The organism is Pseudonocardia sp. CA-142604, from assembly GCF_050948475.1.
Lineage (GTDB): Bacteria > Actinomycetota > Actinomycetes > Mycobacteriales > Pseudonocardiaceae > Pseudonocardia > Pseudonocardia alaniniphila.
In genome coordinates, this window is record NZ_CP192045.1 from 6,369,615 (window position 1) to 6,391,378 (window position 21,764).

Genomic DNA, 21,764 nt, shown 5'->3' on the forward strand with positions numbered 1-21,764 from the left:
GTGCCGATGGCACGTCGTGGAATGCGGGCTGACGGACAGCAGCGACGCTAGCCGAGCGGGGCAACCCCTTATCCGACGACGACCCGCAGGGGCCCGGACGTTCGCCCGACCGGCGGCGCAGCACAGCCGGTCGAGCTCCGCCGAGGGGGCGTCACTGAACCTTTTCGACCCGACCTGCCGGGGTCATGGAAATTCGCCAATAATCCGCGTAACGGCCGCCCCGGACCAACAGTTCGTCGTGGCTGCCTTCCTCCACAATCCGGCCGCCATCCAGAAAGACGACGCGATCGGCGCGTCGGACGGTGCGCATCCGATGCGCCACCATCACCACCGTCCGGCCCGCCATCAGTCGCTCGATACCGTCGTGGACGGCCGACTCGTTGACCGGGTCCAGCGCGGAGGTCACCTCGTCCAGCAGCACGATGGGCGCATTCTTCAAGAGCGCTCGCGCGATCGAGACACGCTGGCGCTCACCTCCCGACAACAGCGCGCCGCCCTCGCCGACATTCGTCGCCCATCCGCCGGGCAGTCGCTCGATCACCTCGTCCAAGCGCGCCGCGGTGGCCGCCGCCCGCACCTCGGATTCCTCGGCATCGGGACGACCGAGACGCACGTTCTCCTCGATCGTGCCCTCGAAGAGATAGACGTCCTGGAAGACGATTGCGATCTGCGCCATCAACACGTCGGTGTTGATCGCGCGCACGTCCACACCGCCCACACGCACCACGCCCGCGTCAACGTCGTAGAACCGCGCGAGCAACTGAAGCAATGTGCTCTTACCCGCACCCGACGGTCCGACAACGGCAAGCCGCTGTCCCTCCGGCACGGACAACGACACGTCGTCCATCACCATGCGATCGCCGTGCCGGAAAGCGACGGACTCGAACTCCAGGTCATGGCCTACCGGGTGGATCGGTTCGCGAGCCTCCGGCAGCGGCTCGGTGCGCAACACCGTGTCGAGCCTCACCAACTCCGAACGTGCGCCGCGGAGTTGGCCGCCGATATCCGACAGCGACAACAGCGGATCCGCACAGCGAGCGGCCAGCACCAGGATCGCCAAGACCTCCGCCACACCGACGTTCCCGCCGAGTGCGAGGTAGGCGCCCAGGACCAACAACACGGTGAACACCGCCTGCACCGTGAGCGCCAAGCCCAGTACACCGGGCAGCGCCGACAGCGTGGAACGGCGGGACGCGCGCTGAACTTCCCGCAACGAGTCGTCGAGGTACGCGAAGCGTTCGACGGTCCGGCCGCCGGCTCGCAGCACCGGCTGGGCCTGGAGATACTCGATGACCCGCCCGGTGGCCTCATGGTCGCGTTCGGCGCGATCGACGTCGGCGGCGTCCATCGAGCGTCCCGCCCAGATCTGGACCGCCGCCACGACCGGTACGGCAACCAGGGCGGCCAGCCCCATCTGCCAGTTGAAGGCGAGCATCACGACGACGATCGTCAGGGGCGTCACGCTGGCGGAGATCAACGGTGCCAGCAGATGCGCGATCGCGCTCATCGCCTGCAGGACACCGGTGCTGGCCAGGACGGACACCTTCCCGACGCGGCCCGCGCTGTACCAGCCGATGGGCAGTCGGGCCAGATGATCGCCGAGACGCTGATACATGCCGTGCAACAGAGTGGTCCCGACACGGAATCCGGACAGATCGCTGACATAGCGCAGCACCGCGTACACCGCGACCGCGGCCCCGAACGCGATCAGCCAGGGCTGCGCATCCGCGGGATCGCTCCCGAACAGTGCCCGCAACACCGGAACCAGCAATGCATAGGACAGACCCTCGACTATCGCGGTCGTCGTCATCAGGGCCACGGTGCGACGCACCGGCCGGGCGTACTCGTGCCCCAGTACACGCAGCAGCATGCGAATCATCGGAGCTCGTCTCCTTGCAGTACGCCGACGCGGGTTTCGATCTCGTCGGCGACCGCCGATCGGTGGGACCGCCAGAACTCGGCGAACTTTCCGTTCCGTTCCAGCAGCTCGGCGGGCTTGCCGCGCTCGACGATCGACCCGTTCTCCAGCACCACGACGGTGTCGGCGTCGGCGACCGTCTCCAGACGATGGGCGATGACCAGAACCGTCCGATCGCCCCCCAGCGTCGTCAGGGCCCGGCGCACCGCCTGCTCGGTCTCGGGGTCGACGAAGGCGGTCGCCTCGTCGAGTACGAGAACGGGTGTGTCGGCGAGCAATGCGCGTGCGATCGAGATCCGCTGTGCCTCGCCACCGGACAGCCCGACCTCCTCACCGATCACCGTTTCGTATCCGCGCGGCAGCTCGAGAATGCGGTCATGAATGTTCGCCTGCCGGGCGGCGCGAACCACATCGTCGAGATCGGCGTGCGGCACCGCCAGCGCGATGTTGTCCGCGACCGACGCACGCAGCAGGCGAACGTCCTGGAAGACGAAGGACACCATCCGGTAGAGGTCCCGGCTGCCGAGCTCGCGCAGATCGACACCGCCGAGCGCGATCGAACCGTCGGTCGGGTCGAAGAACCGCGGCAACAGCTGAACCAGCGTGGACTTTCCGCTTCCCGACGGCCCGACGATCGCGGTGAGCGTGCCCGGCTCGAGCACCAGGTCGATCCCGCGCAGCACCTCGTGATCGGCGACGTAGCCGAATCGAACGTCACGCAGTTCCACCCGGTGACCCTGTGGCGCGACCGGGTGCACGGGCTCAGGCAGAGACGGCACCGCGAGCACGTCCCGGATCCGGCCGACCGCGCGCCGGGCGTTCTGCAGATCGTCGAAGCCGTGGCCGAGGACCGCCACCGGAGCGGTCAGCCCCAGTCCGAGCAGCAGGAAGGGCAGCAGGTCGGCCGGCGCCATGCCACCGGTCGTGATCAGAGCCGCACCGCCGATCAGCACGACGAGCAGAACGAACGGCGGTGACAGCGCCGTCTGCATTCCGGCAGCGATCGCGGAAAGACCGCGCACCATCCGGTAGAAGGAGCCGACGAAGTCGTCGACGGCCGTGCGGAATTTACGGTGGGCGCGCTCGCCTCCGCCGAACGCCTTGACCACCGCGATGCCCTGAACGAACTCGACGACCGAGTTCGCAATCCGTGCCATGGCCCCGTCGAAATCGGTCTGCTCGCGCAGCCGGTCGGGGGTCATCATCAGGGGGACCAGCGCCACTGCCAGCACGATCGGAATCAGCGTGATCAGCGTGAGCCGCCAGTCGATGGTGAACAGGTAGATCAGTGATACCAGCGGCACCACGAAGGCGGAGACGAGCTCGCCGGGCGTGTGGGCGATGAACGGGTGCACGGCACTCACGTCGTCGCCCACGATCTTCGCCAACTCGCCCGTCCGGCGCCGGGAGAACCAGCCGATCGGCACGCGCCCCAGCCGGGCGGCGAGTTGCCGACGGAACGACAGTTGCGCCCGACCGTCGAGAAGATGGCCGACCCCGGACGATGCGGCCGTGAACAGCAGCCGGACGAACAGGCCGATCACACCGGCGATCACGACGAACCAGACGTGACCGTGATCGATCGGGCCGGGCGACAACAGAGTACGACCCAATTCGACCACGGCCAGCAATGGCGCCAGCCCCGCGACCGCACCGATGATCTGCAGGATGACAACGGCGGCGAGATTCGGGAGATAGGGGCGCAGCAGCGCTCCCATGCTCTGCGCCGCGGAGGAATGGGAATCCGATGGGGGTGTGGACTGCTCCCTCGCCTCGGCGAGGTCGGTGGCGTTCATCGCTCTCTCGTCTTCGTCGATCTCGGCACGACCAGGCACCCGACCGCGCCGATGGTGGATGAGGACAGTGCGTTGCCGTCGTCCAGGGGCAGTGTCATGAGGCCACTGTCGCGGCCGGTGCGCGCCGATCGCTTGGACAAATGTTCCGGTCAGCCGCAGTGCGCGCTGCCGTGACCGTGACCGGCGACCTCACTCGGCCAGTGCACGGCGCAGGGCTGCGGCGAGTTCGGCGTTCTGCCGCTGGGACACCTCGGCGGACAGGATCGCCTGCGACCCGTGGAAGGTGCCGGGCCACTGGTGCAGCTCGACCGACACGCCCGCCTGGAGCAGGCGCACTGCGTAGGTGATGTCCTCGTCGCGGTTCGGACAGAACTCCGCGGTGGCGATGTGGGCAGGCGGCAGGCCGGACAGGTCGTCGGCCCGGGCCGCAGCGGCGTACGGCGATGCGGGCGCCGAGCCCAGGTAGTGCCGCCACCCATCGGCGACCTTGTCCCGAGTCAGCCAGGGCGTCTCGGTGAAGGTGCGCGCCGACCACGTCTCCTGCCGGTCGTCGAGCCCCGGCTGGTTGAGCAGTTGAAAGCAGATCGGCGGCCCTTGCTGGTCACGCGCCCGCAACGCCACCGCGGCCGCGAGCCCCGCGCCCGAACTGTGGCCTCCGACCGCGATCCGCGACGGGTCGATGCCGAGCTCAGCGGCGTGCTCGGCCGCCCAGACCAGCACGGCGTAGGCGTCGTCCAGGGCGGCAGGGAACGGATGCTCGGGAGCCAGCCGGTAGCCCACCGAGATCACGATGACGCCGGACAGGCCGGCGATGCGGGCGGCCCACGGGTGCTCGGTGTCCACATCACCCATGACGAATCCGCCGCCGTGCAGCCAGACGATGGCGGCCTGGGCGCCGTGCGGGCGATAGATCCGAACCGGGACACCTGGATCGGCGGGCACCGCGCGGTCCTCGATCTCCATGCCTGCGGTGTCGGGCGCCGGCACCGCGGCGGCCAGACCGGCGAAGCTCTTACGCGCCGTGACCGGGTCGGTCAGGTCGGCACGGGGGAACAACGGGATGAATGCTTCCAGTTCGGGATCCATGCCGACGATCCTCGCGATCGATCATCAGAAGATCATCCGCCATCCGTCGGGCATATCGCCTGGATCACGCACCGGGCGGCGCATAGCCTCCTGCCATGGAGGCACTGGCCGAACGGCTGTCGCAGCTGGATTCGCAGGTCGAAGGTGCGATCCGGGTCGTGATGTTCTACGACACGCTGATGCGCAGGCGGGTGGATCTCCCCGCGCTCGCCCGCGCCTCGGCAGGCCTTGCCGAGTGCGTGGCCGGGATTCGGCTCCGCGGCACGGGGCGGGCGATCCGCGTCTCGCCCGACGGCACGGAAACGTCGGCCCCAGCGGCACCGGCGTCCACCTCCGCGCCGATCACACTCGACGAGGAGGAGATCGGCACGGTGTGGCTGGAACGCCCCGGCCCGCCCAGCCCGCTCGACGAGGTGGTGCTGGACCGGCTCGCCATCGCCGCCGCGGCGGTCATCGAGAAATACGGCCCGGCCCGCACCACGATGGCCGACCCCGCTCTCGTCGAGCTGGTGATCAGCTCTGAGAGCGACGAGGGGGCCAGAGCTCGGGCGCTGCGCCTACTGGGTTTCGCCGCCGACCTTCCCGTCCACGTGGTCGCCGTGCGGTCGCAGCTTCCACTCGAACAGGTCGGCCGACTGGTCTGCCCGAGCCGCCCGGTGAAAGCGGCACCGCTTGCCGACGTGGGCGTCCTCCTGGCCACCACAACGGACTCGACCGGGTTTCCGTCGGGTGTGCGCGCGGGCATCGGCGCCGCCGAGAGCCCCGCCCGCTCGTGGCGGGAAGCCCGCATCGCGCTGCGCTTCACCACCGCGAGACAGCCGATCGTCCACTTCGACGGACTGGGGGCGTTGGCGCTGCTCGCGCACGTGCCTCAGGACGCCGCGCGGAACAACGCGGACGTGGCGGCGATCACCCGAATGGCCGTCAACGCGGAAGATCTGGACACTTTGGACGCCTATTGCGCGACCGGCTCGCAACGCCAGGCCGCTGACCTTCTCCACCTGCACCACAGCAGCGTCGCCCGACGGCTGGAACAGATCGGAAAGACCCTGGGCATCGAACTCGCCGAGCCCACCGGACTGACACGGGCCCGGCTCGCCCTCACCGCATGGCGGCTGCTCGACGACGACTGCTGAGGTACCGACTCGTCAGGCCTTCCGGCGATCAGAGATCGATGGTGGCGATGAGCGGGCGGTGGTCGGAGGCGGGCGTGTCACGGCGGCTGTTGGGGTCGTCGTCGATGGAGTCCGGAGCGGGGCCGGCGGTCAGGTCGCCGTCGTCGACGTGATGGGCGACGAGGTGGCTGGCCAGGACGTGGTCGATCAGCTCCTTGGTGCCGCGGTAGATACGCGAGTAGCGGTTGTCCGCTGGTTGGATGCGCGCCGAGAGGTTCCACAGCCGCGCACCGTCGCCCTGGTCCGGGGTGTCATAGCCACGCGTGCCGATCTCGGAGCCGGGCGGCCCGTACAGGATCTGTGTGGTGGCGGCACCGGGCTCGTCGTTGAGGTCACCCAGCACCATCAGCGCCCGCTCCTCGCCCTTCCCGTCGAGAAGCTGGGTGGCCGCATCGCGAACGGTGGTGGCTTCCGCGGCGCGACGACCCAGGGCGTAAGCGCCGTAACGGGCGCGCAGCCCTTCGTCCCTGGTGGAGAAGGCGCCGCCGGGGAAGGTCAGCAGCTTCGACTTCAGGTGGCAGGTGATGAGGGTGATGGATGTGCCCGCAGCGGTGGTGACCGCGCCGACGAGGGCGGGTCGGCCCATCGCGTCCACCGCGTCTGCGGTGTCGTCGACCTGGATGGGGCGCAGCGGTGCGGGAAACGTGGTCACCTGGTGGGTGTCGCGGAGCTCGAGCTTCGAGAGGAACCCGACACGGATCCCGCGCTCATCGGGGTCGGCGGTGGCCAGGTGGGCGTACCCGGCGAGCTTGTTGGCCAGATCCTGCAGGGCGGCCGGTTCACCGACCTCCTGGACGGCGAGCACATCGGGTGCCAGCTCGGTGATGGTCTGTGCCAGCGCCGAGAGTTTGGCGTCGTAGGCATCCTGTGTCGTCGGGCCGGCAGGACCGCCGGGGCGGAAGAAGTTCTCGAGGTTCCAGGTCCCGATCCGCACCATGAGCGCGCGCCCCCATCACTCCGCCAGCTCTGATCGCTACTGACGAGAGTGCCGCGCGCCGCCCCGACACCGGCTGAACGCGGCATGAACACCCTGCGGCCTGTACTCCTCCCCCGCGGGGCCGCTCAGTGGCCGACGGCGACGGGGAGCCCTGCGCGTCTCCATTCGGGAAACCCGTCTTCGAGCCGCGCGGCGCGATATCCGCGCTCGCGCAACGCGCGCACCGCCTCGTCCGCGTAGACGCAGTACGGCCCCCGGCAGTAGGCGACGATCTCCAGGTCATCGGGCAGGCCGCGCAGCCAGCGGTGCAGCTCGTCGACCGGCACGGAACAGGCGCCCGCGATGTGGCCCGCGGCGTATTCGGCGGCCGGGCGGACGTCCAGCACGAGCACGCCGCCGTGGTTCATCCGCTCGACCAGCGTGGCCCGGTCCACGGCCTCGAGCTCGCTGCGATCACCGAGGTAGGCCAGCGCGAGCCGGTCCAGCCCGGCCGTCCGTTCCTCGGCGACGGCACGAACGGCCGCCCACATGTCCTGAACGTGCTCGCCGCCCAGCGCGTAGTAGATGCGCGTGCCGTCCCGGCGGGTGTCGACGAGCCCGGCGCGAGCCAAGGTGCGCAGGTGGTGGGAGGTGTTCGCGACGCTCTGGCCGATCTCGCCTGCGATCTCCTCGACCGAGCGCTCGCCCTGAGCCAGGAGGTCCACGATCTCTGCCCGCCTGCCGGATCCCAGCGCCGCGGCCACCTCAGCGAACGCGGCGAACAGTGCGTCCTTCGCCAAGCGGTCGCCCATGCCGCGATCGTCGATCCCGGCACGCCTTCCTGTCAAGTTCACACGATTACTTGACAACGGCGCCGCCGGCCGCGCATTCTCAAATCATCGCTTGAAGATCCGGGAAGGTAGGCGCATCGATGGGGGATACAGCGGTCGCTCCCGGCGTGCTGCAGTCCCATGCCACCGCCGCAGAGCTCGGGCTGAAGCAGGTCGAGGCGATGCACGACATCGACCTCTGGACCGGTTGAATCGCCGGTGGGCTGCCCCGTGCGGGCCGGCAGGCGATTCCCGAACAAGCAGGTTTCACCGATGTGCACGTAGGTGCCGCGTGGGACACCGTCGCGGCCACCCACGGAGAGACGAACGCCCGGGCGTTCGCCGTCTACGGATTCCCCTTCCTCGCCCACGCTCCGAGGTGATCGCATGCGTGACTCGAACGACGTGACTGTGGCGGGTGCCCCGGAGGCGGTGCTCCCGCTCGTCGATACCGGGTTGGGCAACTCGACCTACGTGGTGGACCTCGGCGACGGCGGCGCGCTCGTGGTGGATCCGCCGCGTGATCTGCGTGCGGTCCGGGCGGCGATCGGCAAGGCGGGCCTGCGCATCCGGTTCGCCGCCGACACGCACCTGCACGCCGATTTCCTCTCCGGCGCCCGGCAACTGGCCTACGACGACGGCGCGCAGGTGCTGGCGTCGGCAGCCGGGGGCCGCCAGTTCGACCACCGCGGCCTGACGGACGGGGACGAGGTCGATCTCGGCGGGCTGGTGCTGACGGCCATGGGCACCCCCGGGCACACCGACGAGCACCTCTCGTTCCTCGTCAGCGACGGCGGCTCCCCGGTCGGGGTGTTCACCGGCGGATCGCTGATCGTGGGCTCCGCGGCCCGCACCGACCTGCTCGGACCCGAGCGGACCGAAGAGCTGGCCCGGGCCCAGTTCCGGTCGCTGCAGCGGCTGGCGCAGCTGCCCGACCCGACGGCGGTGTGGCCGACGCATGGCGCCGGTTCGTTCTGCTCCGCGCCGCCGGGCGCCGAGCGGACCTCCACGATCGGGCGCGAGCTGGCGAGCAACCCGCTGCTGCGGATCGACGACGAGGACCGGTTCGTCGAGCAGTTGCTCGGATCGTTGGGCAGCCACCCTCCGTACTTCCTGCGGCTGGCCGAGGTCAACCGGCGCGGGCCCACGCTGCTGGACCCCACCACGGCAGGCCGGCTCCCCCAGCTCTCGGTATCGGACGTGCGACGGCGGCGGGCCGCTGGTGCGGTGCTGGTCGACGTTCGGCCCGTTGCCGACTACGCACGCGCCCACATCCAGGGGGCGGTGTCGATCCCGCTGCGCGCCCAGTTCGCGACCTGGCTGGGCTGGATGGTCGCCGCCGACGTCCCCATCGTCGTGGTGCGCGACCCCGACCAGGACCTCGTCGAGCTGATCTGGCAGGCCCTCAACATCGGCGTCGAGCGGCTCGTCGGAGAGCTGGCAGGCGGAACCGACGCCTGGGCCGCTGCCGGACTCCCCACCACTGGCATCCGCCTGCTCGGCCCCGCCGAGATCGACCAGCAGCACCGGGTGCTCGACGTCCGTCAGGAGGCGGAGTTCACCTCCGGGCACCTGCCCGGCGCCGTGCACGTCGAACTCGGCTCGCTCACCCACGTCACGGCCGCACTGACCGACGTGCCGACCGTGGTGATGTGTGGACACGGCGAACGCGCGGCCGGCGCGGCGAGCCTGCTCGAACGCGCCGGGCACCACGAGGTGGCCGTGCTGCAGGGCGGGCCCGACGACTGGTCCGACGCCACAGGCGGCGATCTCGTCCAGGGTCCGTGAACGAGCTCGCCATGGGCCCCGACCGCACCACCGACAGGCCGGTCCGGCTCGGGCTTCGCGAGAATCTGCCTCAGTTCGCGCTGCTCGCGCTGGTCAACGTGCTGGTCGGCGGCATGGTCGGGCTCGAACGCACCGTCACCCCGCTCGTCGGATCGCAGGCGTTCGGGCTCGGCGACCTCAGCATCGCCCTCTTCGTGGTGGCCTTCGGGGTCACCAAGGCGATCACGAACCTCGTCGGCGGCGCGATCGTCGGCCGCTACACCCGCAAGACCGTGCTCATCGCCGGTTGGGTCGTCGGGCTGCCCGTCCCCCTCATGCTCGCCTACGCCCCGTCGTGGGGATGGGTGATCGGCGCGAACATCCTGCTCGGCATCAACCAGGGCCTGACCTGGTCGATGACCGTCAACATGAAGATCGATCTCATCGGCCCTGCGCGGCGCGGCCTCGCCCTGGGCATCAACGAGACGGCCGGCTACCTCGGCGTCGCGATCACCGCCCTCGCCACCGGCTACCTCGCCACCGCCTACGGCCTGCGACCCGCTCCCGAACTCCTCGGCGTCGCCTACGCCGTTGCCGGGCTCGCCCTGTCGATCACGCTGGTCCGTGACACCGCAGCACACGCCCGTCTCGAGGCAGCCCATCACCATCCGTCCGACGAGACGGCTCCGGCCCCGGGCATGCGGCAGATGTTCGCCGAGGTCACCTGGCGCAACCGTAGCCTCGCCTCGATCAGCCAGGCCGGGTTGGTCAACAACCTCAACGACGGGCTCGTCTGGGTGCTGCTCCCCGTCCTGCTCATCCAGTCCGGTGTCTCACTCAGCGGAGTCGGCGTCATCAAGGCCGTCTACCCGTTCATGTGGGCCGCCGGCATGATCGCCACCGGACTGCTCGCCGACCGCATCGGACGCAAACCGCCGATCGTCGCAGGCATGTTGATCCAGGCGATCGGCCTCGTCGTCATCGTCGTCGGGCTCTCCGAGGCGTTTCTCGCCGGGATCGCCGGTTCGTTCCTTCTCGGCGTCGGCACTGCTCTGGTCTACCCCGCCCTGCTCGCCGCGATCAGCGACAGCGTCGACCCCAGGGCCCGTTCTGCAGCGCTGGGCGGCTACCGCTTCTGGCGAGACCTCGGCTACGCCGTCGGCGCGCTGGTCGGCGGCATCACGGCCACCTTCACCTCGCTCGGCACGGCTGTCCTCGTCGCAGCAGGACTCACCGCCGCCTCGGGCCTGTGGTGCCAGATCGGCACACGCGAGACCCATCCACGACGGGCACCGAAACCCGTGGGCGTTCGGCACTGACCGCCTGCGCTGGGTCCTTCCCTACCTGAACCGGGGGTCCACACCCGGCGATCGGGGGGAGCGCTCGATGGTTCCGACCGCTGCCCAGGACGGATGCTCACCTACTGAGAAGCCCGCCGGAACCGGCGAACCACTGGTCGATGCCCCGGCCACCTGACGCTCCGATCTCCGCTGCGCCACGATGACTGAGGAATCCTCGATGACCCCATTGACGCAGGTCGCACGCCCGATCCGACAAGCCACCGACTCGGTGCCGCGCTCGTCGCGCGTGATCGGGGTGGACGTCGCCCGCGGCGTCGCCTTGTTCGGGATGCTGGCCACGCACGTCGTCGCCGTCGTCAACGAGAAGGGCGATCCCACCACCGCCACGGTCGTCGCCGCCGGGCGGTCCGCGGCCACCTTCGTCCTCATCGCCGGCGTCGGCCTGGCGTTCATATCCGGCGGCAGGCACGTTGTGCAGGGAGTTGAGCGCACCGCCGTGGCGGGCGGGCTCGTGGTGCGGGCCCTGCTCATCGGGGCGATCGGTCTGGCGTTGGGAGTGCTCGCGCCGTTGACCAACGTCGAAGGGATCCTCCCCTTCTACGCCCTGCTGTTCCTGCTCGCGATTCCGCTGATCGGGCTTCCCCCGCGGGTACTGGCCGGGGTGGCCGCCGGGCTGATCGTCCTGGGGCCGGTCGTGCTGGTGGCGACGGCACCCCTGGGGCTGCCCTACGCCCGCACCGAACTCGACCCCAGCTTCGGCGTTCTCGTGCAGGATCCGCTCGGGTTGCTCGTCCAACTGCTCGTCACCGGCGAGTATCCGCTCCTGGTCTACCTCGCCTACCTCTGTGCGGGGCTCGCGATCGGGCGCCTCGACCTGACCTCCCGGCGAGTCGGATGGTGGTTACTCGGGGGCGGGGTCGCCCTTGCCGTCGCGGCCCGTTCGGCGTCCGCGCTGCTGCTGTACCCCCTCGGCGGGCTCGACGCCTTGCTCTCCACCGCGGCATCCGATGTCAGCACGCTGCTGTGGGAGGCGCAGGTTCTCCTTGCCGAAGCCCAGTCGCCGATCTCGTGGTGGTACCTGGCGCTCCCGGCCCCGCACTCACACACACCGGTCGACCTGCTGCACACCCTCGGCTCGGCCGGTGCGATGCTCGGCGCGGCGCTGCTGCTGACCCGCGTGCCCGTCGTGGCCCGCGCGCTGTCGCCGGTGGCTGCCGCCGGCGCGATGGCCCTCACGCTGTACTCGGCGCACCTGGTGCTGCTCGCCACCGGCGTGCTGCGGGACCAGCCTGCCGCGCTATACCTCGTCATGGTGCTGGGCGCGATGGCGTTCGCGGTGGTGTGGCGACGATGGATCGGGCAGGGGCCGCTCGAGCGAATCGTGGCCGCAGCGGCCGGCGCAACACGCCGGCACCTCGCGGCTCGGCTCGGTCGCCGAGGCGCCATCAGAGGCACATCGGCGCGGCGGCGAACCGCCAGAGGCGCGGCCCAGTTCCTCGTCCCCCTGGCCTGCGCCGGGCTACTGCTCCTCGCTTTGGTGGGCGGTAGCCGCATCGGAGCACACCAGGACGAGGCCGTGGCGCCCGTCGCGAACGCCGAACCGGTACCAGCCGCGGCTGTTACGCCAGTGCCCACCGCCCCGCCCGGGCCCGCCATCGATGCGGAGGCCGCCGCACCGCAGCCTGACGAGGAGACCGCCCTGGAGGAGGACGAGGCGGCCGGCGACACGGTCGACGAGGAGGACTGACGATCCGGACGGGTGCCGATTACATCACGTCGGATGCGCTTGACACCCCTGCCCGACCCGCTTGTGCTGGAGCTTCGTGGCCTTCCGCTGCGGTTGGCCGGACTGCCGCCCATGGCTGGTGATCGCACGTTCGTGCGATGTCCGGCGGACGCTTCTGCGGCCACTGTGGAATGTCACGCCGCTGTGGATGCGAGAGAGGACACCGGATGAGCGAGCACATCGCGGACCTGGAGGGGTGTGTCAGCGTGGGCACGCACCCAGCCCCGCCCCGCGTCCCCGAGGGCTCAGTGCGGGCAACCCGATGACGGAACCGCAGGCCGTGCTCGCGCCGCTGTCCCGTTCGGCGGTGTTCCTCGTCGTGACGGTGCATCCGGATCAGGCGAGCCGCACCCGTGTCCGTGAGTTCTGCGCCGACCTGCCCGGCCTGGTCCGCACGGTCGGCTTCCGCGACCTCGACGCGGGCCTCTCCTGTGTGGTCGGGTTCGGCGCCCGCGTCTGGCCCGACCTGTTCGGAATCACCGCTCCCACGGCACTGCACCCGTTCCAGGCCATCCGGGGGCACCGCCACGACGCCATCGCCACCCCCGGCGACGTGCTGTTCCACGTCCGGGCCCGGCGGCAGGACCTCTGCTTCGAGCTCAGCACACAGATCCTCGCGGCGCTGCGCGGTGCCGTCACCGCCGTCGACGAGGTGCAGGCGTTCCGCTACTTCGACAACCGCGACCTCCTCGGCTTCGTCGACGGCACCGAGAACCCGACCGGCGAGGCCGCGACGAGCGCGGCGATCGTGGGCGAGGACGACCCGGTATTCGCGGGATCGAGCTACGTCATGGTGCAGAAGTACCTGCACGACCTCGACGCATGGGACGCGCTGGACGTCGGGGCGCAGGAACGGGTCATCGGCCGGACGAAGCTCTCCAACGTCGAACTCGACGACGACGTGGCCCCCGCCAGCGCACACAAGGTGCTCACCACGATCACCGATGCGGACGGCCGGGAGCGCAAGATCGTTCGCGACAACATGCCGTTCGGCAGCCCGGCCGCCGGGGAGTTCGGCACGTACTTCATCGGCTACGCCTCCGACCCCGACGTGCTCGAACAGATGCTCCGGAACATGTTCCTCGGCGACCCACCCGGCACCTACGACCGCATCCTCGACTTCTCCCGTGCCGTCACGGGGTCGCTCTTCCTCGCACCGTCGGTGCCGTTGCTCGATCAGCTCGCGGAGTCGCCGCCATCGACGTCGCTCACCATCGGATCCCTCAAAGGACGGACACTGCCGTGAACAACCTGCATCGCGACCTGGCCCCGATCTCCGACGCCGCCTGGCAGGAGATCGACGAAGCCGTTGCACAGGCGTTCACCAGCACCGTCGCCTGCCGCCGGGTGGTCGACGTCGTGGACGCGGACGCGACGACCGCGGCGATCAGCACCGGGCACCTGCGAGCGGTCGAGTCACCGGGCGGCGCCGTCCGCGCGCGGCAACGGCTGGCGGTGCCCGTGGTGGAGCTGCGTGTCGAGTTCGAGCTCGACCGCTCCGACATCGACGACGTCGAGCGCGGATCGCAGGACGGGGACTGGACCGCTGCCAGTGACGCAGCCGTCGCCCTCGGGCTCGCCGAGGACCGTGCCATCGTCGAGGGCTACCCAGCGGCGGGAATCACCGGCGTACGCGAGACGAGCCGGGAACGCACCGTCCCGTCGCCGACGGAGGTGACCTCCTACCCGGACGCGGTGGCCCGCGCGCTCGCCCTGCTCCGCGACGCCGGTGTGGCCGGCAGGTACGCCCTGCTCCTGGGCGAGGAGGAGTGGGTGCGGGTCACCGCCAGCACCGAGCACGGCCTCCCGGTCACGGAACACCTTCGCCGGCTCCTCGACGGCGACGTCCTCCCGGCCCGCGCACTCGACTCGCCCCTCGTGCTCAGCGCACGCGGGGGTGACTTCGCGCTGCACCTCGTCCAGGACGTCTCGGTCGGCTTCCTCAGCCACACCGAAACCACCGTGCGGCTGTACGTCGAGGAGGCCTTCACCTTCCTCGACTACACGGCGGAGGCCGCCGTGCCGTTCGTCCCCCGGACGACGTGATCACCCGTCGAGGACGGTCAAAGATTCCGGCTGAGGAATAGCTCACATCCGATCACGGGTTTGCCGAGCATGACCGCCACCCAATTCGACCCGCACGCGCTGCTCGCCGAAAGCCGGCTCGGTGTCCTCGCCACCATCAAGTCGGACGGTCGTCCTCAGCTCTCCCCCGTCACGCCGTTCTACGACCGGGACGCCGGCGTGATCTACGTGTCGATGACCGAAGGACGTGCCAAGACCGCGAACCTGCGCCGGGACCCACGGGCCGCGCTCGAGGTGACCAGCCAGGACGGCTGGTCGTGGGCCACCGCCGACGGCACGGCCACACTCATCGGCCCGGGAACCGACCCCCACGGCCCAGAGGTCGAGGCACTGGTGGACTACTACCGCAAGGCCGCGGGCGAGCACCCGGACTGGGACGAGTACCGCGCGGTCATGGTGGAAGACCGCAGAGTGCTGATGAAACTGCAGGTGGAGAAGACGTACGGAGCCCAGATCCGCTGAACTGTGGAGCCGTAGCGCTGTCGTGGGCGCCCGCCCGACAGCACTACGGCTCCGCAACGCTCAGCTTCTGAGGTTTGCTGCTAACAGCGCTGTCAGGGCTGTCCAGTGGCGTTCCTCTGCGCTCGGGTCGTGGGTGGGGTTGTCCGGCACCGCGAAGCCGTGGGCGGCCGGGTACTCCTCCATCGTGTAGCGGACCCCCGCCGACTCGAAGGCTCCCTTCAGCCGCTCGAACTGCTCGGCCGGGAACGAGTCGTCGTTCTGCGCGGCCGCCACGTACACCGCGGCGCGGAGGCGGTCGGCCAGCAGGTACGGGCTGTCCGGATCCTCGGTGGCGGCGAGCCGGCCGCCGTGGAACGAGGCCGCCGCGCCCACGCGCTCCGGATGCCGTCCGGCCACGATCAGCGAGGTGCGGCCGCCCATGCAGTACCCGGTGGTCCCCACCGTCGTCCCGGACACCTCGGGGCGGCCGACCAGGAAGTCCAGGAACGCGCCGGCGTCACGGGCGATAGCGTCCGCGTCCAGGCTCTGCACCATCTTCATCAGGCGCGCCCGCTCGGTCGGGTCCGAGAACACCGTGGCCAGATCGAACGGCGTCCAGTCGCCGGACCGGTAGTAGAAGTCCGGCAGCAGGGTGACGTATCCGGATGCGGCCAGGCGGTCGGCCATGGCTCGCATGGTCTCGCGCACCCCACCGGCGTCCGCGTAGAAGATCACCGCGGGCGCGGGGCCGCCCCCGTCCGGCACGTGCAAGGTGGCGGGACAGTCGCCGTCGGGGGTGGGGATGGTGATCTCCGTGCGGGGCATGCGGGCTCCCAGGTCTCACGTCTGCGATCGGGTCGAAGGTCATGCTCTACGCCGACCACACCACGCTCAAGTGATCAGCCGTCGGCCACCACGCCGACCGATCGCCAATCTAGAACGTGATTCGATTCACAGCGCGCGGACCGTCGAACTGGAGCAGCGTTATGTCGCTTTGATGGCACCGTGGGTACGGTCAGTGATGTAGGACACACAGTGGAGGCTCTGGCATGACGATGACCGAACCCGCAGCCACCGCAACGGCGACCGAGCATGTCGACGTCCTCATCGTCGGCGCCGGGATCTCCGGCATCGGGGCCGCCTACCACCTGAAAGACCGGTTCCCCGGCCGGTCGTTCGTGGTCCTCGACGCATTGGACGGCCACGGCGGCACCTGGTGGACCCACCGCTATCCCGGCGCCCGATCCGACAGCGACCTGTTCACCTTCGGCTACGGCTTCAAGCCGTGGCGCGGCCCCTCGATCGCCAGCGCGGAGGAGATCCTCTCCTATCTCGACGAGGTCATCGACGAGAACGGCCTGGCCGGCGCCATCCGCTACCGGCACCGCGTCACCTCCGCGCGCTGGTCCACCGCTGACCGCCGCTGGACGGTCGAGGTCACGCGGGTCGACACGGGTGAGCAGCTGCGCTTCACCACCGACTTCCTCTGGATGTGCCAGGGCTACTACCGCCAGCAGCAGGGCTACACGCCCGACTGGCCGGGCACGGACCGCTACCAGGGCCTCGTCGTGCACCCCCAGCAGTGGCCGGACGACCTCGACTACGCGGGCAAACGGGTCGTGGTCATCGGCTCCGGGGCCACCGCGGCCACGCTGATCCCGGCCATCGCGCAGACCGCCAAGCACGTCACGATGCTGCAGCGGTCACCGACGTTCTTCATCTCCCGCCCCCAGACGCACGAACTGGCCGTCACCCTCCGGGCGCTCGACGTCCCCGAGGAGTGGACCCACGAGATCCTGCGGCGTGCCCACGTCGCGCAGCTCAACGAGCTCACCCGGATGTCCTTCGAGGCGCCCGACGAGCTGCGCAAGTTCCTCATCGAGGAGATGCGCCCGCTCCTGCCCGAGGGATTCGACATCGAGAAGCACTTCAACCCCCGGTACCGGCCGTGGCAACAGCGTCTCGCGGTGGTCCCGGAAGGCGACCTGTTCGCCGCCCTGCGCGAGGGCAAGGCGTCGGTGGTCACCGACACCATCGAGACGTTCACCGAGACCGGTATCCGGGTCGCCTCCGGGGAGGAGATCGAGGCCGACATCGTCATCACGGCCACCGGCTTCGACCTATCCGTCTTCGGCGACATCGCGTTCACCGTCGACGACGAGCCGGTCGACTTCACGCAGCGCGTCACCTACCGCGGGATCATGATCAGCGGCGTGCCCAACATGGCCTACGTGTTCGGCTACTTCCGGGCCAGCTGGACGCTGCGCGCCGACCTGGTGAGCGAGTTCGTCTGCCGGCTTCTCGCCCACGTGGCGGACAAGAACGCCACGGTGGTGGTGCCGACCCTGCGGCCGCAGGACGCCGACATGCCGCTGCTCCCATGGATCGACCCGGAGAACTTCAATGCCGGGTACGTCATGCGCTCCCAGCACCTGATGTACAAGCAGGGCGACCGCGAGCCGTGGACGCACCTGCACGAATACGCGGAAGAGCGCCAGATACTCCCTGCCGCCGACCTCGACGACGGGTCGCTCGCCTACAGCTGACCCTTCGAACTCCATACCTGCAAGACAGGAGATCCCGTGCCCGTCGATCCGCCCATCGCCGCAATGCTCGCCCAGCTCGCCGAGGCAGGCGCCCCTCCCCTGTACGAGGGGACGCCCGAGGCCGGGCGCGCCCAGTACCTGGAGCTGACCCACGGAGCACGCAAGCCCGAGCATGTCGTCCCCGTCGGCAGCATCGAGGACATCACGGTTCCGGGAGCAGCAAGCGAGCTGAAGGCCCGCATCTACCGCCCCGAGGGGGAGGGCCCGTTCCCGACCGTCGCGTTCTTCCACGGCGGCGGCTGGGTCATCGGCGATCTCGACACCCACGACAACATGGCCCGCACCGTCTGCCGGGGCAGCCGGGCCGTCGTCGTCGCCGTCGACTACCGCCTGGCGCCCGAGCACCCCTTCCCCGCTGCGGCGGACGACGCTGTGGCCGCGGCCCGCTGGGTCGCCGGGCACCTCGGCGAGCTCGGCGGCAACGAGCGCCTGGCCGTCGCGGGGGACAGCGCGGGCGGCAACCTCGCCGCTGCCGTGGCCCAGCAGTTGCACTCCGACGGCACACCGCTGGTCGGGCAGTTCCTGATCTACCCGGCCGTCGACGCCGAAGGCGAGTACCCGTCGCGGGTGCAGAACGCCAGGGGCTACATGCTCGAGCAGCCGAGCATGGATTGGTTCTACGGCCACTACGCAGGCACCTGGGACGATGCGAAGGACCCGCGACTGTCGCCGCTGCACGCAACCGACCTCGCCGGGTTGCCGCCGGCGGTGATCGTCACCGCGGAGTTCGACCCGCTGCGCGACGAGGGCGAGGCCTACGGCACGGCGCTGCGCGCTGCGGGAGTGGAGGCCGAGGTGCGGCTGTACGACGGGATGATCCACGGCTTCTTCGACATGGGAGCCATCTCGCCTTCCGCACAGACAGCCATCGACGAGAGTTGCGCGCGGTTCGGCGAGATCCTCCGCGGCTGAGCCACCGGCTTCGCCGTCAGCACAGTCACGCGCATCCATCACCCGCGGCGGCCATCTCACGCAGTAGTGCGCAGGTGGCCGTTGACTGCACGGGCGTGAAGATCACCATGTGCAGGTCGGCCGGGTTGGAGAATCTCAATCGGTGGCGTTCCAGGTACAGGTCGCCGATCGGGTGGTGGATCAGGCGTTCGGGATGGGTGAACCCGGCGAGATCGTGCTCCTCCCAGGCGGCGCGGAACGCCGGGCTGGCCAGGATGAGCCTCTCGACCAGGTCGGAAGTGGGCGGTTCGAACAGGCTGGGACCGGCTTCGGCGCGGAACTCGGCGAGGAGACACCGACTGACGAACTCCCAGTCGGAGCACAGTTCTCGGATCGAACGATCGGTGAACATGAGCCACAACAAGTTCCGGTCCGCCTCAGGGACGGTGGCCACGGCCGGGTAGAGGGCCGCGTAGGCATCGGTCCAGCCCAGCAGTTGCCAATCAATGGAGGCCACATACGCCGGAAGGCCGCCAAGCATGTCGAGCAGCCGGCGGACGTGAGTCGGGACAGTCGACGAAATCCGTTCTGCGTGGGGCGGTGAGTCCGCATACCCGGCTAAGGACAGCACGTACGAGTGCTCCGAGGCCGACATGCGAAGGGTGCGCGCAAGCGCATCCAGCACGCTTCGGGACGGTTGGGTCCGGCGTCCCTGTTCGAGCCACACGTACCACGTGACACTAACGCCGGAGAGGACGGCTACCTCCTCTCTGCGCAGCCCGACGTCGCTTCTCCCTCTGATCGGGGGCAGGCCCACGTCGTCGCGGGCGAGCCGGCGTCTGCTGGCCTTGAGGAACTCCCCCAGCGCGCGGTGGCGTTGCGTCTCACTGTTCACGGGGTCTCGGACTCCCAACAGGTGCTGCCCGGACCCCGCCAACCCGGTCCGGTCCAAGCCGCTCCTCGAGATCCCGTGCCACGGCTACCGCCGCCTCACCTACACCCATCTCCTACCCCCTCCCACCGGTAGACCGGAACTCTTACAATCCGAGAACGACTGTACTCACTAGAGTGTGGCTCCAGCCACTAGAGAGCTAAGCTGATCACGTGAACGAGAACCCCGGCGACGGCCGGAAGGTCAGCCGCCGGGAGGAGTACGCCGAGGCGACCAAGCGCGCGATCGTGGACGCCGCGCGCCTGCTGTTCGGACAGAAGGGCTACTTCGCGACCACGGTGGACGAGATCGCGGCCACCGCTCGCGTCTCCCCGGCCACCGTCTACGCCGTCACCGGCGGCAAGCAAGGGCTGCTCCGCACGCTGATCGACGTATGGTCCGTGGCACCCGAGGTGACTGTCGCTCGCGATCGGATCGACCACTTCGACGACCCTGCGGATCTCCTGCACTTCCTGGCGACGCTCTCCCGCGAGATGCGCCAGGACTACGGCGACATCATGCGGGTGGCGCTCGCCGCCGCACCACACGACCCGACGGCGGCCGACGGCCTCGCCACCGGCACCGCCCGCTACCGCGGCTTCCTCGCCGCGGTGGCGGAACGCCTCGCCCATCTCGGCGCCCTCCGCGAGGACGTCGATACCGACGAGGCCCTCGACATCCTGTGGTTCTACTTCGGCTACGCCGGCTACTTCACGTTCGTGGACGACAACGGGTGGACCTATCCCAGAACCGAACAGTGGCTCCGCAACGCCGCGAGCCGAGCACTGCTCTGAGGCTTCATCGTTCCGGCTGGTCCGAGCCGGGCGGGTTGCCGAGCTGCCACATGAGGGAGAGCAGGTTTCCCACCCCCCAGTGTTCGGTGATCTTCCCATCGACCACCCGCATGGCGTCCACGCTCTCGAACTGCACTTTGCGGCCGGTCGGCGCCACGCCGAGGAACTCACCCCGATGCGTTCCGTGGTACGTCTTGTACGTGGTCACGAGGCTGCCTTCCGCTGTCTGCCAGTGGATGACGGCATGGAAGTCGGCGAATGCTGCCCGGAGCACGCTGTAGAGGATTCGCACCCCTGGCTTGTCGGGCGAGGTGTTCTGTTGCGGCGTGTGGTCGACGAAGTCGTCGGCGAACAGCTCGTCGAAGACGTCGAAGTCACCTTTGTTCTGCACTTCCTCGGTGTTCCTGCGAACAACGGCCTTGGCCGCCTCGCTCGCTCCATCATCGCTCATGGCCACTCCCCCAGTGTGCACCGGCCCGCTGCACTTCCCAGGTCGTTTCGGGGTAGGTCGGCACTCCGGTGCACGCGATGGCTTTCCCGCGGAAGCGCGAAGAACGGCACTGATCCATCCTTCACCGAAGTGTGGGGAACCGAGGGAGAGACGATCGTGGCCGGACGAGTTGAGGGAAAAGTTGCCCTCGTTACCGGGGCTGCCCGCGGTCAGGGGCGCGCACACGCCCTTCGATTGGCAGATGAGGGCGCCGACGTCATCGCTGTGGATCTGTGTGCATCGATCCGCTCGGTTCCCTACGCGCTGGCCGACGCGTCCGACCTCGAGGAGACCGTCAACGGTGTGAAGGCGCTCGGTCGCAGGGCGTTCGGGCGGCGGGTGGACGTTCGTGACTTCGGCGCGCTCCAGGGCATGCTCGACGAGACCGTCGCCGACCTCGGCAGACTCGACATCGTCGTGGCCAACGCAGGAATCCTGTCCGCAGGGCCGTCCGACACACTGGCCGCAGAAACCTGGCAGGACATGATCGATGTGAACCTCACCGGCGCGTATCTCACGGCCAAGGCAGGCCTCGCTCACATCCGGGCCGGCGGCAACGGCGGATCGATCATCCTGACCAGTTCCGCCCTGGGCATACGCGCGTTGCCCAATCTGGCGCACTACGTTGCCGCCAAAGCCGGCGTCAGCGGGCTGATGCGTGCGCTCGCCCTCGAACTGGCGCCGGACCGAATACGCGTCAACACGGTCAACCCGAGCATCGTCGACACGCCCATGGTGCACAACGCGGCGTCGTACAAGCATTTCCTGGCCCATCTCGACGCACCGACGCGGCAGAGCGCGGCCGCGAGCTTCGCCTGCATGAACCCGATGTACACGCCGTGGATCGACGCCGAGGACGTGAGCAACGCGGTTCTGTTCCTGGCCTCGGACGAGTCGCGGTACGTCACCGGGCTGGAACTGAAGATCGACGCCGGATTCTGCATCGCCTGA

Annotated in this window: 19 protein-coding genes; 11 read left to right on the forward strand and 8 right to left on the reverse strand. The window is 69.5% G+C overall.

Going from position 1 to position 21,764, the window contains the following annotated elements; all coding sequences use genetic code 11:
- Nucleotides 1–151: 151 nt before the first annotated feature.
- The 3 genes from ACQPZQ_RS28910 to ACQPZQ_RS28920 all read right to left on the reverse strand — a co-directional run bounded on the left by ACQPZQ_RS28910 (nt 152) and on the right by ACQPZQ_RS28920 (nt 4,800).
- On the reverse strand, nt 152–1,879 hold the full coding sequence (locus tag ACQPZQ_RS28910) for an ABC transporter ATP-binding protein (protein WP_433285885.1): 1,728 nt from the start codon (nt 1,877–1,879) through the stop codon (nt 152–154).
- Nucleotides 1,876–3,714 (reverse strand): ABC transporter ATP-binding protein, encoded by a 1,839-nt coding sequence (locus ACQPZQ_RS28915; protein WP_433285887.1) that lies wholly within the window; start codon nt 3,712–3,714, stop codon nt 1,876–1,878. The genes ACQPZQ_RS28910 and ACQPZQ_RS28915 overlap by 4 nt, the downstream gene beginning before the upstream one ends.
- 189 nt (nt 3,715–3,903) lie before the next feature.
- Entirely contained in the window at nt 3,904–4,800 is an 897-nt protein-coding gene (locus ACQPZQ_RS28920; protein ID WP_433285889.1) for an alpha/beta hydrolase, read from the reverse strand.
- Between the two features lie 95 nt (nt 4,801–4,895).
- Here ACQPZQ_RS28920 and ACQPZQ_RS28925 point away from each other — a divergent pair, with 95 nt between their 5' ends.
- A complete protein-coding gene (locus ACQPZQ_RS28925) occupies nt 4,896–5,936 on the forward strand; it encodes a PucR family transcriptional regulator (RefSeq protein WP_433285891.1) in 1,041 nt (346 codons plus the stop codon).
- Between the two features lie 28 nt (nt 5,937–5,964).
- Here ACQPZQ_RS28925 and ACQPZQ_RS28930 read toward each other — a convergent pair whose 3' ends face one another.
- Entirely contained in the window at nt 5,965–6,912 is a 948-nt protein-coding gene (locus tag ACQPZQ_RS28930) for an endonuclease/exonuclease/phosphatase family protein (protein ID WP_433285893.1), read from the reverse strand.
- 125 nt (nt 6,913–7,037) lie between these two features.
- Nucleotides 7,038–7,703, reverse strand: a complete 666-nt coding sequence (locus ACQPZQ_RS28935; protein WP_433285895.1) for a metalloregulator ArsR/SmtB family transcription factor — start codon at nt 7,701–7,703, stop codon at nt 7,038–7,040.
- 405 nt (nt 7,704–8,108) lie between these two features.
- Between ACQPZQ_RS28935 and ACQPZQ_RS28940 the strand changes: the two genes are divergently transcribed.
- From ACQPZQ_RS28940 to ACQPZQ_RS28965, 6 genes are all read left to right on the forward strand, one after another.
- A complete protein-coding gene (locus ACQPZQ_RS28940; RefSeq protein ID WP_433285896.1) occupies nt 8,109–9,509 on the forward strand; it encodes an MBL fold metallo-hydrolase in 1,401 nt (466 codons plus the stop codon).
- Between the two features lie 11 nt (nt 9,510–9,520).
- Nucleotides 9,521–10,807, forward strand: coding sequence for an MFS transporter (locus tag ACQPZQ_RS28945; protein WP_433285898.1), 1,287 nt, complete (start codon nt 9,521–9,523; stop codon nt 10,805–10,807).
- Between the two features lie 199 nt (nt 10,808–11,006).
- Nucleotides 11,007–12,536 (forward strand): heparan-alpha-glucosaminide N-acetyltransferase domain-containing protein, encoded by a 1,530-nt coding sequence (locus ACQPZQ_RS28950; protein ID WP_433285900.1) that lies wholly within the window; start codon nt 11,007–11,009, stop codon nt 12,534–12,536.
- 301 nt (nt 12,537–12,837) lie between these two features.
- Nucleotides 12,838–13,821 (forward strand): Dyp-type peroxidase, encoded by a 984-nt coding sequence (locus ACQPZQ_RS28955; protein WP_433285902.1) that lies wholly within the window; start codon nt 12,838–12,840, stop codon nt 13,819–13,821.
- Nucleotides 13,818–14,621 (forward strand): family 1 encapsulin nanocompartment shell protein, encoded by an 804-nt coding sequence (locus tag ACQPZQ_RS28960; RefSeq protein ID WP_433285904.1) that lies wholly within the window; start codon nt 13,818–13,820, stop codon nt 14,619–14,621. The genes ACQPZQ_RS28955 and ACQPZQ_RS28960 overlap by 4 nt, the downstream gene beginning before the upstream one ends.
- A 69-nt stretch (nt 14,622–14,690) precedes the next feature.
- The gene (locus ACQPZQ_RS28965) at nt 14,691–15,122 is read left to right on the forward strand and encodes a PPOX class F420-dependent oxidoreductase (protein WP_433285906.1); all 432 of its coding nucleotides are present in this window, start codon (nt 14,691–14,693) and stop codon (nt 15,120–15,122) included.
- 60 nt (nt 15,123–15,182) lie between these two features.
- Here the strand turns inward: ACQPZQ_RS28965 and ACQPZQ_RS28970 are convergent, their stop codons facing one another.
- On the reverse strand, nt 15,183–15,926 hold the full coding sequence (locus ACQPZQ_RS28970) for a dienelactone hydrolase family protein (protein WP_433285908.1): 744 nt from the start codon (nt 15,924–15,926) through the stop codon (nt 15,183–15,185).
- Between the two features lie 224 nt (nt 15,927–16,150).
- On the opposite strand from ACQPZQ_RS28970, the gene ACQPZQ_RS28975 reads away from it, so the two are divergent.
- Nucleotides 16,151–17,647 (forward strand): flavin-containing monooxygenase, encoded by a 1,497-nt coding sequence (locus tag ACQPZQ_RS28975; protein ID WP_433285910.1) that lies wholly within the window; start codon nt 16,151–16,153, stop codon nt 17,645–17,647.
- A 36-nt stretch (nt 17,648–17,683) separates the two neighbouring features.
- Nucleotides 17,684–18,619, forward strand: a complete 936-nt coding sequence (locus ACQPZQ_RS28980) for an alpha/beta hydrolase (RefSeq protein WP_433285912.1) — start codon at nt 17,684–17,686, stop codon at nt 18,617–18,619.
- A 25-nt stretch (nt 18,620–18,644) separates the two neighbouring features.
- On the opposite strand, the gene ACQPZQ_RS28985 is transcribed toward ACQPZQ_RS28980, so the two are convergent.
- Nucleotides 18,645–19,493 carry a helix-turn-helix transcriptional regulator gene (locus tag ACQPZQ_RS28985; protein WP_433285914.1) on the reverse strand — a complete coding sequence of 283 codons (849 nt, stop codon included), beginning with the start codon at nt 19,491–19,493 and terminating at the stop codon, nt 18,645–18,647.
- Nucleotides 19,494–19,702: 209 nt separating this feature from the next.
- Between ACQPZQ_RS28985 and ACQPZQ_RS28990 the strand changes: the two genes are divergently transcribed.
- Complete coding sequence (locus ACQPZQ_RS28990; RefSeq protein ID WP_433285916.1) at nt 19,703–20,323, forward strand: TetR/AcrR family transcriptional regulator; 621 nt, start codon at nt 19,703–19,705, stop codon at nt 20,321–20,323.
- A 4-nt stretch (nt 20,324–20,327) separates the two neighbouring features.
- Here the strand turns inward: ACQPZQ_RS28990 and ACQPZQ_RS28995 are convergent, their stop codons facing one another.
- Nucleotides 20,328–20,774 (reverse strand): ester cyclase, encoded by a 447-nt coding sequence (locus ACQPZQ_RS28995; protein ID WP_433285918.1) that lies wholly within the window; start codon nt 20,772–20,774, stop codon nt 20,328–20,330.
- A gap of 156 nt (nt 20,775–20,930) precedes the next feature.
- Between ACQPZQ_RS28995 and ACQPZQ_RS29000 the strand changes: the two genes are divergently transcribed.
- Nucleotides 20,931–21,764, forward strand: coding sequence for a mycofactocin-coupled SDR family oxidoreductase (locus ACQPZQ_RS29000; protein WP_433285919.1), 834 nt, complete (start codon nt 20,931–20,933; stop codon nt 21,762–21,764).